At 36.4% G+C, this 18378-nt stretch carries 16 protein-coding genes and 2 other annotated features; of the genes, 1 reads left to right on the forward strand and 15 read right to left on the reverse strand.

The annotated features are described in order from the left end of the window. Positions 1–54: 54 nt before the first annotated feature. A complete protein-coding gene (locus tag AC1D0Y_RS11535; RefSeq protein ID WP_028408496.1) occupies positions 55–1455 on the reverse strand; it encodes an amino acid permease in 1401 nt (466 codons plus the stop codon). Positions 1456–1839: 384 nt separating this feature from the next. Here AC1D0Y_RS11535 and AC1D0Y_RS11540 point away from each other — a divergent pair, with 384 nt between their 5' ends. After that, a complete protein-coding gene (locus AC1D0Y_RS11540) occupies positions 1840–2046 on the forward strand; it encodes a hypothetical protein (RefSeq protein WP_060745611.1) in 207 nt (68 codons plus the stop codon). Between the two features lie 171 nt (positions 2047–2217). Here AC1D0Y_RS11540 and thrS read toward each other — a convergent pair whose 3' ends face one another. From thrS to AC1D0Y_RS11610, 14 genes are all read right to left on the reverse strand, one after another. Continuing rightward, entirely contained in the window at positions 2218–3435 is a 1218-nt protein-coding gene (thrS, locus tag AC1D0Y_RS11545; RefSeq protein ID WP_477707589.1) for a threonine--tRNA ligase, read from the reverse strand. Positions 3436–3489: 54 nt separating this feature from the next. Then, positions 3490–3718 (reverse strand) — a binding site (T-box leader). A gap of 39 nt (positions 3719–3757) precedes the next feature. Beyond that, positions 3758–3983 (reverse strand) — a binding site (T-box leader). Between the two features lie 402 nt (positions 3984–4385). Further along, positions 4386–6128 (reverse strand): sulfatase family protein, encoded by a 1743-nt coding sequence (locus AC1D0Y_RS11550; RefSeq protein WP_477707590.1) that lies wholly within the window; start codon positions 6126–6128, stop codon positions 4386–4388. A 506-nt stretch (positions 6129–6634) separates the two neighbouring features. Then, complete coding sequence (locus tag AC1D0Y_RS11555) at positions 6635–7093, reverse strand: cell wall hydrolase (RefSeq protein WP_098790649.1); 459 nt, start codon at positions 7091–7093, stop codon at positions 6635–6637. A gap of 204 nt (positions 7094–7297) precedes the next feature. After that, positions 7298–8584, reverse strand: a complete 1287-nt coding sequence (locus AC1D0Y_RS11560; RefSeq protein WP_098249707.1) for a valine--pyruvate transaminase — start codon at positions 8582–8584, stop codon at positions 7298–7300. A gap of 15 nt (positions 8585–8599) precedes the next feature. Further along, positions 8600–9835: a DUF6421 family protein gene (locus AC1D0Y_RS11565; RefSeq protein ID WP_342839575.1), complete on the reverse strand. Its 1236-nt coding sequence runs from the start codon at positions 9833–9835 to the stop codon at positions 8600–8602. Between the two features lie 27 nt (positions 9836–9862). Further along, positions 9863–10801: a DMT family transporter gene (locus AC1D0Y_RS11570; protein ID WP_028408502.1), complete on the reverse strand. Its 939-nt coding sequence runs from the start codon at positions 10799–10801 to the stop codon at positions 9863–9865. 32 nt (positions 10802–10833) lie between these two features. Continuing rightward, positions 10834–11394, reverse strand: a complete 561-nt coding sequence (locus AC1D0Y_RS11575) for a hypothetical protein (RefSeq protein WP_060745619.1) — start codon at positions 11392–11394, stop codon at positions 10834–10836. Between the two features lie 15 nt (positions 11395–11409). Beyond that, complete coding sequence (locus AC1D0Y_RS11580; RefSeq protein WP_028408504.1) at positions 11410–12672, reverse strand: ATP-grasp domain-containing protein; 1263 nt, start codon at positions 12670–12672, stop codon at positions 11410–11412. 311 nt (positions 12673–12983) lie between these two features. Continuing rightward, positions 12984–13568, reverse strand: coding sequence for an NAD(P)H-dependent oxidoreductase (locus tag AC1D0Y_RS11585; protein WP_028408505.1), 585 nt, complete (start codon positions 13566–13568; stop codon positions 12984–12986). Between the two features lie 129 nt (positions 13569–13697). Beyond that, positions 13698–14546, reverse strand: coding sequence for an AraC family transcriptional regulator (locus tag AC1D0Y_RS11590; protein ID WP_342839574.1), 849 nt, complete (start codon positions 14544–14546; stop codon positions 13698–13700). Between the two features lie 137 nt (positions 14547–14683). After that, complete coding sequence (locus AC1D0Y_RS11595) at positions 14684–15889, reverse strand: MFS transporter (RefSeq protein ID WP_098578773.1); 1206 nt, start codon at positions 15887–15889, stop codon at positions 14684–14686. 182 nt (positions 15890–16071) lie between these two features. Further along, on the reverse strand, positions 16072–17244 hold the full coding sequence (locus tag AC1D0Y_RS11600; RefSeq protein ID WP_060745627.1) for an iron-containing alcohol dehydrogenase: 1173 nt from the start codon (positions 17242–17244) through the stop codon (positions 16072–16074). A gap of 190 nt (positions 17245–17434) precedes the next feature. After that, positions 17435–17896, reverse strand: a complete 462-nt coding sequence (locus AC1D0Y_RS11605; RefSeq protein ID WP_060745628.1) for a GNAT family N-acetyltransferase — start codon at positions 17894–17896, stop codon at positions 17435–17437. A gap of 39 nt (positions 17897–17935) precedes the next feature. Then, entirely contained in the window at positions 17936–18193 is a 258-nt protein-coding gene (locus AC1D0Y_RS11610; protein ID WP_060745629.1) for a SunI/YnzG family protein, read from the reverse strand. Between the last annotated feature and the right edge of the window lie 185 nt (positions 18194–18378).

Here is an 18378-nt window from a genome sequence, read left to right on the forward strand (position 1 = left end):
AAATGAACAAAAAGCAAAAAAAGAGCCTTTCTTGGATGAAAGGCTCTTTTTTTGCTAGCTCGCTTTTTTCATTTCTTTACTTGTTAATCGACTGTGTTTACGAGAATAACCTATATACACAAATATACCAAGCACAATCCATATGCTAAAATACAGCCATGTTGTTTTAGGAAGATTAATCATTAAAAATAAACAAGATAATACAGATAAAATTGGTAAAATCGGGACAAACGGCATTGTAAATCCGCGTTTTAAAGTTGGATGCGTTTTACGTAAGATGATAATGCTGACGCCCACCATGCCGAAAGTTAAAAGAGCACCGATATTTGCTAAATTCGCAAGTTCTTTTAGATCAATAAACCCTGAAATTAACGCTCCGATAATCCCTACTAGCCAAGTGGAAAGAGTCGGAACTCCTGTTTTCTCATTTGTTTTAGCAAATGCTTTTGGCAGCAAGCCGTCACGGCTCATTGAGAATAAAATGCGTGTTGCTGCATAAATGTAGGCGAAAATAACAGCCATGATTCCAATGACAGCTCCTGCAGCAATAATTCCTGCCACTGCATTTTGTCCTACTGAATGAAGAACATAGGCCATTGCTTCTGGAACGTTCAGTTCCTTATAAGAAACAACCCCTGTCATAACAAGGCATACTGCTACATAAATAATCGTGCAGATCACGAGTGAACTAATAATTCCAATGGGCAAATTACGCTGCGGATTCTTTACTTCTTCTGCTGATGTAGATAAGGCATCAAAACCTAAGAAAGCAAAAAATACGGCCGCACCTCCTGTCACAACACCTTCAATTCCATAAGGCATAAAAGGTGTCCAATTAGACGGTTTTACATAAAAAGCTCCTACAATAATAAAAAGAAGGATAATAAACAATTTAACAAGCACCATAAAGTTGTTCACTTTTTTACTTTCTTTTGTTCCTCTTGAAAGCAGCCATGTAATAAGAAGCGTAATACAAATAGCAGGAAGGTTTACTAGACCTCCATTTGCAGGGATTGTAATCAATTCTTTTGGCAGTGAAAAACCAAATCCTTCTAAAAAGTTGTTAAAATAAGAAGACCAGCCGTTTGCTACTGCTGACATTGTTAACAAGTAGACCGAAAGCAACGTCCAGCCCATTAAGTGTGCTACCACTTCGCCGATGGTTGCATATGTATAGGTGTAAACGCTACCAGATACAGGTATAGTTGAAGCAAATTCTGCATAGCATAGCGCTGCAAAACCGCATACAATAGAAGCCAATATAAAAGAAAAAATAACGGCTGGTCCAGCATCGTTAGCAGCTACTAAGCCTGTTAATACCAAAACCCCCGTTCCGATTACGGCTCCAATACCAAGAAGAGTCAAATCGAATGCTCCTAATGTTTTGACTAGAGATTTGTTTTGACTTTGTTCTAATAATTGCTCGATTGACTTCTTTTTAAATAGTTTTCCCATTGCACTCTCTCCTCTCTGTTGCCACTCATCCATTAAAAACTTGAAAATACCTTCTTTTCCCATTGGGCTGCGCGTTTTCACTTCAGATACAGAAGTAATTATATAGAAATAATTACTAACTTGTCTATTAGTATACTAATATCATTATGTATATTTCAAGAGTTTTTGTAAGCGATTTCTTAACATCGTTCTATTTTGGATTTATAAACTAAATAAAGAGATTATCATTGTGCGTACGTATAATAAGTTTGAATAAAAATAATATTCTAAAAGATTGTTTTATATGTTTTTAAATAACTTTTTTACTAACTATCTTCAGATATAAATTCCTGACATAGAGATTATTTACAGAACGATGAATGTTTTATCTTACCGGGTGTTATAATGATGAAAACTGAGGTGTATGAAGGGCGGAGAAAGATGATTAACTTACTTATTGGCTGTATTTTACTAGCATTAGGAGTATACTTTATGTTTAAATTTCTTTTTTACTCTCCTTCTAAAAAGAAGCGAGAGCAGCAAAACATGAACAAACCATCAGGTGAGGCTTCAGCTTCATCCCGTACAAACGATTCGAATGGAATAAGATAAATTTTTTTATAAAATACCGGCGTTTGTCTAAGGCAAAAGTTATACTGCTGATATATATTATCTTATACCCTTCTAGTTCAATATTCCCTTCATTTTGGTGTGAGACAAAATGAAGGGAATCACTATCCGACTTAAAAAATCGGATTTTTCTATTTAGTAAGGTAAATAGCTTCAATACACTCTGTTTGAATTCTTTTCTTTATTCAAGTGTACAGCTGCCTCTTCCACACTTACTGTTCCTATATTTTTCTTCCCGTGCTTTCGCATAGCAAGCGATTCATTTTCCACTTCTTTATCTCCTATCACAGCCATATAAGGAACTTTTAGCATTTCTACTTCTCGAATTTTCAGCCCTATTTTTTCAATGCGATCATCTACTTCAACACGATACCCTTTTAACTCCAGCTCGTGTTTCACTTTATATGCATATTCCACGTGCGGCGGTGCAATAGGCAAAAGCTTAAATTGAACAGGAGCCAGCCAAAGAGGAAATTGACCTTCGTAATGTTCAATCAAGATGGCCATAAATCGTTCAACGGAACCGTATATAGCGCGGTGAATCATTACGGGACGATGCGGTTTATTGTCTTCTCCGATATACATACAGTCAAACTTCTCCGGCATTAAGAAATCAAGCTGAACTGTTCCGCACTGCCAGCTGCGACCTAAGGAATCTAAAATATGAAAATCGATTTTCGGCCCATAAAAAGCTCCGTCTCCTTCATTTACCTGATAGTCTAAGCCTTTTTCACTTAACACAGATTGAAGCGCCTTTTCTGCTTGGTTCCATGTTTCAATATCTCCCATGAATTTTTCAGGTCGTGTGGATAGCTCCACTTTGTAATCGAAGCCAAAATGTGAGTAAAAGTCATGGATAAACGCTAGAATGCGGCTAATTTCAGCTTGGATCTGACTGAGCTTTACGAATAAATGAGCGTCGTCCTGTGTGAATGAACGGACTCTTAGCAAGCCGTTTAAAGACCCAGAAAGCTCGTGACGATGAACTAATCCAAGCTCTGCGTATCGAATCGGAAGTTCTCGGTAGCTTCTTCGCTTGCTGTTAAACAATAAAATGGCTCCCGGACAATTCATCGGTTTAATCGCATAGTTTTGTTTGTCAACATTTGAAAAATACATATTCTCATGATAGTGCTCCCAGTGCCCTGATTGTTCCCAGAGCTCCTGTTTCATCATGATGGGTGTTTTTATTTCTTGATAGCCTGCTTTATAATGCTTTTGTTTCCAGTAATTTTCTAACTCATTTCGAACAATCATTCCGTTAGGTAAGAAAAACGGCATACCAGGAGCTTCTTCCATTGACATAAACAGCTCCAGTTCTTGACCTAACTTTTGATGATTTCGCTTTTCTGCTTCCATTTGTTTTGACATGTTCATTCCTCCAATATGTTTTTATTCAACAAAAAAAACCGCATTCATCCCTAGTAAAGGGACGAATGCGGCCGTGGTACCACCCTAATTCCGTAAAATACTTATACGTATTTTACGCTTAAAAAGATAACGGTTTTACCGGGTGCGGTTTCAGTGTATACACATTCCCCGCCGCAGCTCCAAGGTGGTAAATTCATTTCGTTTTCTAAGGGTTCTCAGCCAGTGACCCTACTCTCTGTAAAGAAAATCCAAAAATGATTCATGTCCTTTTCATTGCTTGTATATTCATTTTTTCTACATAAAAAGCCGCACTCATCCCTAGTGAAGGGACGAATGCGGCCGTGGTACCACCCTAATTCCGTAAAATACCCATACGTATTTTACGCTTAAAAAGATAACGGTTTTACCGATTGCAGTTTCAGTTATGCACGTTCCCTGCAATAGCTCTAAGGTGGTAAATTAGATGATTTCTTAAGGGTTCTCAGCCAGTGGCCCTATTCTCTGCGAAGAAAACAGCATCTAATTCGTGTCCTTTTCATTGCCAAATACTGTTTATTAGTTGTTAAAAGCGATTATAGTGTATAAATTTAACAAAAGTCAAGAAGTAATTTTTATTTTTCAAATGGTATAGAATTACTTTATGCTTGAATTTTTGAAAAGTTACTTAAGAATACACGGACTGAAAAAGTTTTTTATTATACTATTAACGACTACATTCCATTCTTATTTTTACCTCTATTTTCACAGCAATAAAGGCGAAAAAGAAAGATGCTATAAGTCCTTATTTGTTTTATCTAAGCAGAATTAATGAAGTGAAACCAATACTACCCCAAACCAGAACAAGTAACCTAACACAAGTATCATCAAGTTTTTAATTTATATACTAAAATATTAAATACACCTTTTTCTGCTCACACAAATATTTAACTTGAATCCATAGAAACTATTTTTTATCTATCTTTAGACAAAAGCTCATCATGCATGCTTCCACTTTGCGGAAAAATCCGTTTTTTCCTGACTTGTTCTTTAAGAATAACGTCAAGCTGCCGCTGAATTTTCCTTGTTTCATTTGTCGAAAAATACGGGTGAGCCAGATTTACTGTTTCTAACGGATCCTTGGTCAAATTGTACATTTCAATTTGATCAGGAACACGGGTTGTTTTAAGGGTAGTAAAACTTACAGGGTAATCTTCATATTGCTCTCCGTGAATGAATTCATCTTTTTCGTCAGCTGCTGACCAAAATTGCGGATTATCATGATAGCGAGCGTATTTCCAAATTTCCTTTCCTGCCGCTGACGAAAACTCGACAATGACCGCTTGAATGTGATTAGGCTGAACAACTGACGGGTAGCTTTCTCCTAAAAAATTTGTTTGGTGAAGTCCTTTTGTCGGGTCATCATCCGTCATGAAGAAAATCGGTGTTTGCTCTTGCTCAAGAGACGATTCTCCTCGAAGTATATCTGACAGGTCTCGCCCAACAAATGGATGTACTTCCGTATGACTTTTTTGTAATTGCTTTTGAACAGCGGAAGCATCGATATTAGCTAAACTAAGCATTGTCGGGATCAAGTCAAGGTGACTAGTCAGTGTGTCTGTATGTTGATAACTAGGAAACAAACGCTTGTTATGAATGAGAAGCGGAACGTGAATAGATTCTTCATACATGTTGTACCATTTTTGATGTAATCCCCCGTGAGCTCCAAGCAAATCACCGTGATCAGACGTAAAAATAATAATTGTATTTTCATAGAACGAAGATTGTTCCATGGTCCGAAGAACTTTTAAAATTTGTGTATCAACATTTTTTTGCAGCTGATAATACAAGCGCCGGTAGAAGCTAGAATTTGGGGTTGGCTGCAGCGCTTTTGGATAGATGTATTTATAGCTGCTTTGAGCGCTAGGCTTTGTTTGTAAAGATTCTCTAATGGTAGGCGGCGGATCGATGTTCGGAATCGTCTCATCAATAGAAAACTGAAACATAGGAAGGTGTTTGGTAATCGCTCCAAACAGCGCAATGTCATGCGGGTTCACAAACGAAGCTACCATGAGCCAAGGCTGCTCAGTCGCTTGATGTTCTAATCGTTGAAAAAGCTCTATGATTTCCTCTGCATATATTTCGTCTCGTCCGCTCACTCCAACGGCCGCAGATGAACCAGAATTGTGCGGGTTTCTCCCTTCCGGTTCTGGACCAATCCACCCTGAAAAACCAAACTTTTCAAGCTTATTAGCGCGTTGATAGAGGCATTCTTTTTCCGGATCCGGTATTCCTGTTTGCATCTGGTAGCTGGAAAAAACATTATGTGTTCCTGGAATTAAGATGTTCTCATCGGAAATGTGCCATTTTCCTTTATAAAAGGTTTGATACCCAGCCTGCTTAAAATAATCTCCCATCGTCGGGACGGTATTAGGCTGCAGCCAAAACATATCAGGATCTTGTGACTTCTTTGCGATACCTTGCGTTTGCGTAACTCCATGCAAGGAAGGATACTGCCCTGTAAACAATGTAGCTCGACTTGGTGAACAAGCTGTAGAGCCGACGTAGTGACGGGTAAATTCCATTCCATGCTGTTTTAAAAATTCATGTGCTTTTAAATGTTTTTTTCGCCACTTTTTTAGTTCTTTACTTTCATATAAGGGTGGAAACCGCTCCTCGTCCACGATAATCAACAAAAAATTAGGCTGTTTCTGCATGTTTACTCCTCCGCATGTTTATCAAATTTTCTGTATTGATAAACTATGTAAAAAGCACTTTTTTTAGAAGAACGGAGTACGGTTCATATCTTTTTATACCCAAACAAAAAAAGACTTGGAGGATTTCTCTAAGTCTTTCATAACTCGTTTCAATACGATATTCCTTATTTCTTGTAAGCTTTTAGCTGCTGATTTCGTTTATAGGTGCCAATGATACTAGGTATACCTACAATTATACTTATCATAAAACTCCACATCATGTAGCGCCAATCCCCTGTAAAAAGCGCTACTCCCATAAAAAAACGAGCTGACCAGCAAGAGCTAACCATGAAGCTATCCAAGCAAACATCATATTCTCTTTCACGTTATCACCTCATATTTTTAATTACAAATAACTTTTTATATTTTACCATAAAATTCTAATTTTAAAGGTTGTTCTACTGTTTATTTTATGTACATAACTAAAAAAGCTAATAGCAGCGCGCAGCTAGCCATTAGCTTTTTTATTATTTTGCAAATACATGATTTCCTATTTTAATTGTTTCTTGTTTTTGGCGCAGCCATTGATCTCCCGTTTTATCAGGATTAAAGAAGAATAATGAACCTTTTCCTTGACCTTGGAAGTTAATTGCTTCTTCTACAGCTTTTTTTGAATCTTTGTCTGCAGGTTTATTAATTTGACCGTTGCTGACCGGACTATACTGACCTTTTTGATAAATAACGCCTTTTACAGTGTCCGGGAATTTGCTGCTGTCGACTCTATTTAATACAACTGTCGCCACGGCTACTTTGCCTGCATAAGGCTCTCCTTTGGCTTCGGCTGATACGAGACGAGCTAATAATTCTTTATCATTTTTATTTACTTGAACGTGCTGTTCATGAGCGGGCGCTGCAGCAAATGCTGAGTAACCTGCACCAAAACTTGGGATAAGCATCGCTATAGCGATTGCTAGTTTCTTTATCATAAAAATAAAAAGCCTCCTTGCTATTTCTTGACGTGGTTCATATGCTAGCAGAAATATAGGAGTCTTTCATTGTAAAAAATTATCCAATTCCAAAAGAAATTGGATGTTATTGTCTTCTTTAAACAATCTTTAGCTTATAAAGAATCCTTTATGATTACGTATGAGTTGCACTTCTAAATCTTAAAGAAATTCTATTTTTTCTGTTTAAAATATAAAGTTTGAACTGTATATTTCCTTAACTACTGAAGAAAGAATATCAATTCCTTTCTTTAACTCCTCATCTGTAGCAGTAAGACTTATACGAATGCACTCCCGGTTGTGAGAAGAAGATTGGCTGCCGTGAAAGAATGAGCCGCCTGGTACTACAATCAAGTTTTCTGCTTTTAATCTATTGTATAGATCGCTATCACTGAAAGGCAAACCTTCTAACCAAAGCCAGCCAAATAACGAACCTTCCGCTTTGTGCAAATACCAAGGAATATTATCCGGCATACGTGTAGTTAAAAGATTTTTTAAATAGTCATGTTTTTGTTTATAATGAGTTCTTATATAGTCAGCTGAAATTCCGGCTAACTGCCCGCTCTTTAAGGTGCTAGCCACCATTCGCTGACCTAACCTAGAAGAGTGAATCAAAATATTTGATTGAAATGCTTCCATTACTTTTATGAACTCACTTTTTCCTATAGCAATTCCTATTCTCTCTCCAGGCAATCCGGCTTTAGAAAGACTCATGCAGTGAATGATATTATCCTGTATAATTGGATCCATTTCAATAAAATTAATAGCAGGAAAAGGCGGTGCGTAAGCTGAATCAATTAGCAATGGAATGTGATAGTCCTTGCAAACTTGGGATATAAGCTGTACGGCTTCTTCGGAAAGGATGTTGCCGCTTGGGTTATTAGGTCTTGATAATACAACAGCTCCGATGTCTGGGTCCTGAGCTATTTTATCTTTAAATGCTTGTTTGTTAAATTCATAGCGAAACGTATGACGATCAAGCTTTGAAAGGATAGGAGGAATTCCTTCTATTACACCTTCCTCGAGCGCGACTCCACTATACCCAGCGTAATCTGGCAGCATAGGTATTAATGCTTTTTTTACTCTTCCTTCTTTACTTGTACCGCAAAACGAATTTAAAGCTAAAAAAAAGAGATTTTGACTTCCCGACGTGATCAAGACTTGTTCTCTGTCCAGTTTAATACGATAATTCGTAAAGAAGTATTCTCTTATGCAATCAATTAATTCATGCGTACCGTAACTAGAACCATATTGGCTAATCAAATTTTTTAATTGTTTGTCGTTCACAATATCTCTTAAAGCTTCTTCCCACATTTCATAAACTTGAGGGAGGATGGCGGGGTTGCCAGCACTTAAATTCATATATTGATTGAGATTGGAATTGAGCACTTCTTGGATGTCATGCATAATAGCGCGAACGCCTACTTTATTAGTCATTTTGTTTCCTATTTTACTTAAATGCAAAGCAGTCACTAGTGCACCTTCTCCTTAAAGATTATAGTCATTGAATAGTAAGTATGGAACTTCAATCTTTTTATTTTGCTGATTAATAAAGTAATTGTCCGGGATAAAAAATTTATCACCGTTCTCACTAGGTAATAAGTATTTTCGAACATACTGTTCAGCTTCTTCTTTATAGTCAAGGTCACTTTGAATCGTTTCAAGTTCTTCAATTTCTTTTACTAAAAGATCCAGTTCTTTTAAGCATATGTGTAAATCTAAATAAGCATGGTCTCCTTTTCGGGATATTGAACGCCCGTTTGCAACTAGCCAGCTAAAAAGAAAAAAACCTGTTCCAGAATCAAAGTTTCGAGGTGCATTATGCTGACTAGGGTATCTTAAAAGTCGTTCAAAGAGAACAAATTCCGTTATCTCTTCCCAAAAAGGATATTTTTTTTTATGAAGAGCCAGCACCGTCTGGCAATCTACTTTAACTTCTTCTAGTATGCCTGCAAAAAAATTCATTTTCGCCTGTATATGTTGGTCAAAAGGTTTATTTCCGCAGTGATGATAATAATCATGCAAATATCCCCAGATTACCCTTGCCTGATAAGTGTCTTCTCTATTCATAGTATGAGATTTAAAGTTGAAATCAGGAAAGATAGAAGAAGCTCTTTTTAATGTATCCTCATTGTATATGCTGTGAAATTTATTAAAGAAAAATATCGCGAAGTTTTGACTTGTTACCTTTTCTTTTGTTTTTACATTCTCAGGGAAAAACACAATACACTTCCCTTCCATAAATCCTTGAGTACCAGCCAACAGCTTTAAAGATTCACATCCATTTTTAGGATGAGGAAGGTCTGTTTCGATGGATTTCATGATTTCAGGTTCATCGCGAACAGCGATAAAGGCTTCTAAATAAAATCCTCTTTTTGTAGGGCCATTAGGCGTTACAATCGGTCCTAAAAAGAACGTCGCCTCCCCGTTTGCAGGCGGGCTATAAGCAATTAAAGTTTGATCAAAATAAGGAGCTTGATCGAGTCCTCTTTCAATCCAATCACATACGTCATTTTTTAATGCATTCCACACTTCAGGTAAATTTAAAGAGTTATATATTGTTTCAGTTTCAGCAACTACTTTTAATAAGAGCTCTCTAGCTTTTTCGTAATTTCTTTTGACCTCTCCATTTGGGCCCTGATATTTTCTTATCTCATATAGAGCAGGTACTATTTTATCGTTTAATAACTCCACTAAACTTTGAGTATGATTTTTTGTTAACATGATTAAAACACTCCTTTTTTAGAACAGCTACTTAGCAGAAAAATTTTTAGATGATGTAAGAGTAGAGTTATTTGTGTTTTTCTCTATTTGCTTTTTCAAGTTAATAAATATAACCCCTGCTATTACAAACGCTGTACCTATATAGACCTGTTTGTTTAATGTTTCACCTAAAAAGACAAATCCTACATATAAGGCGATAACCGGTGAAATAAATAAATGCGCTGTTGCTTTTGATATATGCCATTTTTTTAATAAATAAATATTAATAGAAAACCCTACGACCGACCCTATAATGGCCAAGTATAATAATGAGATAAGGCTAATCCCCGAGAAAGTGCGATTTCCATTTTCCACAAATAAACTAACAATCAGTAAACAAGCGCCTCCACTTAGCATCGAAAAAGAATTAAAGGTCATAATAGGCAAGGATTTTATGCGAGATTGAACTTGAACAGTTATAAAAGCAGAACCTAGCATAGCCATTAAAATGACGATCATGGCTACTATTTGAATCACATTTCCCTGTATAAACAGCTGATTTCCAAATACAACGCTCATACCAATTAAGCACATGACTACACCTAGCTTTTGTCCTTTTGTAGCTGGTGTTCCTTTGAATAGGCGATTAAATAAAAGAGCAAACACTGAAATGCTGGCAGCTAAAACGGAAACAAGCCCGCTTGGCAAATAGACGGATGCCCAATAAACAGAACCAAACGGTAGAGCAAAATACAAAATTCCGTTTAATGCTGAAATGATTACTACTTCTTTTGAAACGGCCATTTTTTTTGTGAGTAAGAGGTAGAGGGCAATTATTAAACTAGCAATTAAAAACCTCATACCTGCTGACCATAGAGGCAAGCTATCTTTTAATCCAGTCTTTTGAAAAGCCCATGTCGTTCCCCCGATGACAGCTAATAGACAAAACAAAAGATGGACATGAATACGGGTTAATTTAGAAATCACTGTTTCACCTTATTTCTTTTTTTAAGTTGTGCCTATTTTCTTCCGTGGAGCGTAAAACACATCGGCACTTCTCCAAAATCTTTTACAACTGTTAACCCCTGCTCGTTAGCGGCTTTACTTGTTGTAATACATGCGTCTACCTTTCCTTCTAAGCAATCAATCGCCGCTTGAGCATTACTATTTACTAACTGAACATTAGGACTGATGGAATGAGCTAAATTAACAGGGGCAGGATGTGAAGCAATTAACAGGTTGTTGTTTGTTATCACCTCTTCTTTTGAGGCAAGCACCATGTTATACGTTGGCATAATAAAGCTATCTACTAGCTCTAAACTAGTTAAATTTTTGAACACAATATCATGTAAGTAAGGATATACAGCGCAGCCTAGAAGAGCAGAACTCTCTGTTTCTTTCACATGAACTAAAGCTTCTTCCAACGTTTGGTGCAAAAAGACCTGACCTTGTATGCTTTGGCGTTCAAACCACAGATAGCCTGCTTTTTCACAATTTGTTCCTTCAGGCCCTAAGGTATGGATAATGCTAATTTTTTGAAGCTGCTTATTTTTCTTACTAGACGACTCTGCAACTATCATAGCCTTTGATACCCCCTATGCGTTTACTTTATTTTTATAAACGATTTTTACTTTGTTATCTAAATAGCTGTAATACTGCTCACAGTCGGAATAAGAGTCATGAGTGGTTAAAATAAATCCAGGGTACCCTGAAAAGTGCGGATATGGTAAAATGTCTGTCCCTTTAGTTATAAATTGAATAACCCTTTTTACTTCAGTATCTCTACGCACGTCTTCTAAGCCTCGAATTTCTTTGAAAATCCCATGACCTTGCACAGGGATAATGTAGTTGCCTACCACTTTCTTTCGTTTTTTTTCATTTTTTAATACAGAAGGTTTTTCTCCTAATACATAGTAAAAAACTAGCTCCATATAGTTAATACCTGTACTTTCCTTTACGATATAATGAGAAATCCCAGATCCTCCAATGCGCGCTCCTATTTCAATTACATAAGGTTTTCCTGCTGGGTCCAGGCGTAATTCAATATGAGCCGGGCCATTCTCAATTCCTAAAGCATTTGCTGCTCTAGCTGCTTCTTGTGCAATAGATTGCCAAACGTTTTCTTCTAGCTGAGCTGGAGCTATATAAACTCCTTCTTCAAAGAAAGGTCCTTTGGAATTTCCTTTATAACCTATAGAAAGTACATAAACTTCTCCTTCTACAGAAAACGTCTCAATAGCAAACTCTGGTCCGTCTATAAATTGTTCAATTACCATGCCCGTTTTATTTTTTGTGAATTTACTTAGGTCTTCTTCATTTACACGTCTCACTTTTTCTACGCTGTCAATTAGTTCTTTTTTATTATTCGCTCGTGATACACCTTGACTGGAAAATCCGTTAGAAGGTTTTACTACGACAGGATAAGGCAGTGAAAGATTCTTTAATTCCTCCGTATTTTCAACCTCTTTAAAATACGGAGTGTTAAGATCATTATCTTTTAAAACCTCTCTCATCTTCTGTTTGTTGCGACAGTTACTAATCACAAATGGTGATAAGCCCGGTAAGTTTAACTCTTCTGTCAGCTGAGATACAAACTCTAATGCAGGCTCATATAATGTCATAATGCCGTCAAAAGGATTTTTATGATGCTCTGCTTTAATAATCTCAAGAGCTTTGTCTGGGGTGTGAAATAAATCGATAGGTATGAAATTTTGTACGTTTTTAAGATGCTTAGGTTCTACTTCTTCTTGGTTATAAAAAAACGTCACGTTAATTCCGAGAGCTTCTGCTTCTTCAAAAATAAACGGTAAATATGTATTTTGTAACACAACTGCTAGATGCTTATTTTGTAACGGCATTTACTTCCCCCCTACTTTTAAACAGCTCTTCACTGTTCGATGACTAAATTCTAATGACCGCTTCATATATTTGTCAATTTAATTTTATATAACATTAGGAATATATAGAATATTTAATATATTAGTAAAAAGTAAAGAAAAGAATGGTTTATAGGGTTAATACTAAAGCGAAACTAAAAGCAGGAATTTTGCTATTTGATTATAAAGATATTGTTAGAAAAAATTTAATGAGAATTTTTCTAAAAAAAAGAAAGGTCGACATAGATTCAACCTTTCTTTTTTTATTTTTTATTAAAATAGATATTAACCATTTATAAAGTTACATCTTTTTCAGCCATCTCATTTAGTATTCTTTTTAATGCAACGTCGGGGTTTAATGCGGGATCCTTTATATGCTGAACTAAGCCTTCCGCACTTTCACTAATCTCTTTTTCGGTAGCTACAACCGAATTGTATTGAACAAAGTGAGTAAGAAACTTCATGCCCGTTAAGTTAGCCGTTTGTTGCAGCGGTTTTGTTAACTCACTGATCGTATAGTTATTATAACCTCCTGCTCTGTATGACTTTTGCGGCCCCCCCACTGAAATTGCCAACACAAATTCTTTTCCGTGCAGTTGAGTACCATTCGTACCGTAGGCCCAGCCGAAAGTTAACACATCGTCCAACCATTTCTTCATTAACGGAGGTGTACTATACCAGTAAAAAGGAAATTGAAAAACGATGCGGTCATGCTTTAATAAAAGCTCTTGTTCTTTTTCTACATCAATTTCCCAATTTGGATAGCGCTCATAGATATTATTAACTGTGACATCTTCCTTCTCTAATCGCTTCATCCACGCTTTATTAACGTTAGATTCTGCTAAATTAGGGTGAAATATATTTACTAATACTTTCATTATGATCTCTCCTATACTGTGTATGATCTTTATAGTACGGAGATGATTTTCACTTAAACATCTCCTCTTAAATCGCTTTACACGTTTATTTTAGGAGATATTCAAGTCGTTTTCTTGTACAAAATTCGGTTATTTTTGTACAAAATTTTGTTTCCACTTAAGCGGGGACATTCCGGTTATTTTCTTAAAGTGCCTTGAGAAATGGCTTTGATCTGTAAAGCCTAATTCATAAGCAATTTCACTAAGCGGCAAACTAGAACTTTGCAATTTTTCTTTTGCTCTTTCGATCCGAATCTTAAGCAAGTATTGATGGGGCGTTACGCCTAGCGTTTGTTTAAAGCTGTTAATGAAATGAGAGGGACTTAAATTAGACAAACGAGTTAACTTATCTAATGTAATTGATTCAGCATAGTGGTCTTGCATGTATTCCATCGCTATTTTTAAATGCTCAAGTCCCGGATTCTTACCAAGGAAATTGGGCTGACTATCGTTATGCTGTTTTAAAATCTGATAAATAATTAAATTTGTAACTGAGTCAATGTACAGTTTTCCTTGGGGATTCCCCTGTTCGACTTCTTCGCTAAGCCATAAAAGCAGCTGCTGCATTTTATAATCTTGATTTCTAAGGTAATAGCTTAAATCAAGCCTAGAAGATAAGTTTTCTTTATCAGCTATTTCTTTAACGGTTTGAGGATCTAACTCAACACGCAAAAAAGATAGCGGTTCTTTCCATTCGCAAGTGCTGTCAGCTCCAGCAGGAATAAAGTTAATATCATTTCTAAAAGCTACTCCTCCATGAAAGCTATCTGCTACTGTTTCTTGAATCGCAACAGGCTTAGCGGTACGGTGAAGAAGAAGCAAATGTTTATCCAACGTTTCACGTGCTTGTTGAGGCTGCACGTTTTCTGCTTTTATAATTTGAACATTTTCTTGTTTTTGACTCAAGGTGTCCCTTGAGTTAAACTTCACTTCTTTCATATTGCGCTCCTTTTTCATAGATATATCCATTTTTTACTTTCTTGTTTGAATTTATGTGAACCCTTTTTGTTTACTATAACGAAAGAGAAAAGAAAAAGAAGTGAACTTATAATTCACTTCTTTTTTTGACGTAGCATTTATTTCATAGGCTGCAAATGATTATTAGCTTTTTGTTTGGCATCACGCTGAGCGAAAAAAATGATGCAAAGCGCCAGAAGATATAAACATGCAAAAGCTGTTATGTACCAAAGTGCTGAGGTAATTCCGCTTACATCCATAGTAAAGCCAATAAGTGCAGGGAAAACAGCTCCTCCAAGCCCTGAAAAACCAGTAATTAAACTTGTTACAATACGAGCAGATCCAGTAAACGTATGGTTAGCATATACCATCGTTATCGAATAGATACCTGACATTGCAAGCCCTAAAAACCCTAATAAAATATAGCCTGCTACTGCTTCTTTTAACACAATAAACAGCACTAAACTCACAATTGTTCCTCCAATGCTGCCAAAAAGATAACGTTCGTATGTAACAATTCGAATAATCCATCCAGTAGCCACTCGTCCTATTAGCATAGCCACCCAAAAAACGCTTATGCTCAAAGTAGCCTGTGACGGAATTACATCTAGATACGCGATAAAAATAGACGAAAGAAAATTATTCATACTGCTTTCTACTCCAGCGTACATAAAAATCATCACACTAAAAAGAGCAAGTATTTTCCATCTTTGATTTTTAGCAAGCACAGGCGCAGGTTCTGAGTTGGCGTCTGAAGCATCGCTTTCTGAAGTTAGAACAGTCTCTTTTTTAAAAGGAATCATTTTACAAACCACAACCATTAGTAAAGCTAGTACACTCGTTATAAAAAATGAAAACCTCCAGCTGTTCTCTGAAATCAATAAGCTAGCTACTAACGGCATCAACAGCGCACCTAGACCAAATGATACTTCTAAATAGCTCATAACAATAGCTCTTCTACCGATAAATACTTCCATCATTAAAGTAGCTACAACTACTTCCAATGCGGCTACACCAATACCGTTTAAAAAATTGAATGCAATAATCCACTCAAATGGCGGCAATAAAAGCATGCCTATTTGTGATAACGCTATCATTAGTGCAGAAACTGTAAGTAAATTCATTTCTCTGAAGCGTCCTAATAGAAAAGAAGATAGCGGAACTCCTATCAAAAATCCTAAAGAACCTAATAATACAAGCTGCCCGCCAACTGTATAGGACACATGATAATGCGTTAACAATTGCGGTAAGACGGACCCTACGGCTGTAATGACTAATCCGCCCAGCAAATAAAGCGCATATGAAGCCAGCGCAAACTTTTTCATCTCCCCACTCCCTTAAATTCTCTAAAACTTTCTTTCTGTACTTAATTATAAGGCTTTTCTTTTAGTTGTTAACTGAAATTTGAGAAAAAAACCATTCTTCCTGCTCTACTTAATTTCCAGTCATTTATAAGATAAAACAAAAAAGAAGAAGACAGATGTCTCCTTCTTTTTTGTTTTTCACTTTACAGTGACGCTTTTAAAATAGCTAAAATAGCATCTTTATTTAGTTTTTTAAAGTTACCGAAACCTCCGTACTCCATTTCACGAGCAGCAATTCCAGCAATTTCGTCTAGTCTCTCTTCTCCGATATCGTAATCTGCTAAGCGAGAAGGTGCACCAAGGCTTGACCAAAAAGCGCTTAGTTTATCGATTCCTTCTAATGCGATTTCTTTGTCGCTTTTACCTGCAGTTTCAATATCGAACATGCTTGTCATTACACGCTTCATACGCGTTACATCTTGATCTACAACGTGTCGCATCCAATTTGGAAATAGGATTGCTAAACCGCCTGCATGAGGAATGTCATATACCGCTGATACTGCGTGTTCAATTGTATGTGAAGCCCAATCGCCAAAGTAGCCCATTTGAAGTGTTCCGTTTAATGCGATTGTTCCGGAATATAAAATCGTTTCGCGGTGCTCATAGCTTTGCAGATCTTCTAGTAATTTCGGTGCTGTTTCAATTACTGTTTGTAATACAGAATAGCACATACGATCTTGTAAAGGCGTATTTTTCACGTTATGGAAATATTGTTCGAACACATGGCTCATCATGTCTACCATGCCGTAGATAGTTTGATCTCTAGGAACAGACATCGTGTTTACAGGATCTAATATCGAAAATACAGGATGCGTAACGGCACTTCCCCAAACGTATTTTTCATTTGTTTCCCAATTCGTAATAACAGAATCAGGATTCATTTCAGAACCTGTTGCTGCCAATGTTAATACCGTTCCAAACGGCAGTGCTTTTGTAGCCGTTACTTTTTTGTTAATAATATCCCAAACGTCTCCTTCATACTCAGCTCCGGCAGCGATTGCTTTTGTGCAGTCAATCACGCTTCCACCGCCGACTGCTAACATGAAGTCAATGTTTTCATTTCGGCAAATTTCAATTCCTTTTCGTACCGTAGATAGTCGGGGATTTGGCTCTACGCCCGCTAACTCATGTATATTTACGTTTAACTCTTTTAACAGCGTAAGAACTTGATCGTATAAACCATTTTTCTTAATGCTTCCTCCGCCGTAAACAAGCAAAATATTTTTTCCGTATTTCGGGAGCTCTTCTGATAATGCTTGAAGCTGATCTTTTCCGAAGATTAATTTTGTGGGATTATGATAAATGAAATTTTCCATACTATCTGTATACCTCCTAGTTGAATATAAAGTGAGTTGTCGCATTACGCGAACAAGAATGTAAGTATAAATGTAAAACAAAAATTTTTCAAGAGTTAAGTTCTCAAATCGCGTACTTTATTTTATTGAGTAATTAAAATGAAGAAAATGGCTTCTTAGATATAAAAAAGAGAGCAAGTAAATGCTCTCTTTAAAGTTCTTTATAAGCCATTTTTCTATACGTAACAAATCCTTCTTTTTCGTAAAAGCTCTCGGCAATCGTATTGTCACTCCAGTAATCTAACTCAATTGTAGTGATCTCTTTTTCACGAGCAATGCTATAAATTTCTTTCATCAAACTCGAACCAAACCCTTTGTTTTTGTAGGGTTCTGCGATGTTTATTTGATGAACATAAATTGACTTGTAAGTCTTTTTAAACACTGTCTCTGAATACTGCTTTATTTCCAGCCAAGCGAATCCCACATGCTGACCTTCGTTTTCTCCTAAAAGAAAGATAAATCTATCGTCTTTCATCACGTTCTTAAAAAATTCATGTATCTTCTGAAAATCATATGTTTGAAAGTGCTCGGGGTATAATTCTACATGCAGTTGATGAACAGACTGATTAAGCTTGGCAATTGTATCAGCATCGAAAGTACGGCTAATCTTCAATTTTTTCTCTCCTATATATCTCGTATTTAGTAATGGTCGTTATGAATTTATTTCGTTTAATATAGCCGGTGCGTTTGAGGTAAATAACAGATAGTTTTTATTGGTCGTTTTTATAAAGACGCGGTCAGTTGTTCCGTACGGAGGGCCAATTCGAATGGCGTTTACTTCTTTGCCTCCGTACGTGTCATCTTCCGTTACTTCAAGAATGTCTTCTAAAGGAATCGTAAAGTGTGAAAGCTGCCATTTTATAATGAGATTATCATTTATTTTTCGGACACTGATAGTTGGTGTAAACATTTTATACCTCCCCTTTAATTAACATTTCTTTTCATCATTATAGAATAATTTTCTTTATTTGTAATTTTATTAACATTTTGTCTTTCTTTTTTATATACCCTTTATTGTTAAGATTGACATAAATTTTTTGGTAACTTCTACTCAAAAAAGGTGAACCTTGTTGTCCGAGATTCACCTTTTTTTGC

Source organism: Priestia sp. P1_B12_1 (assembly GCF_056406695.1).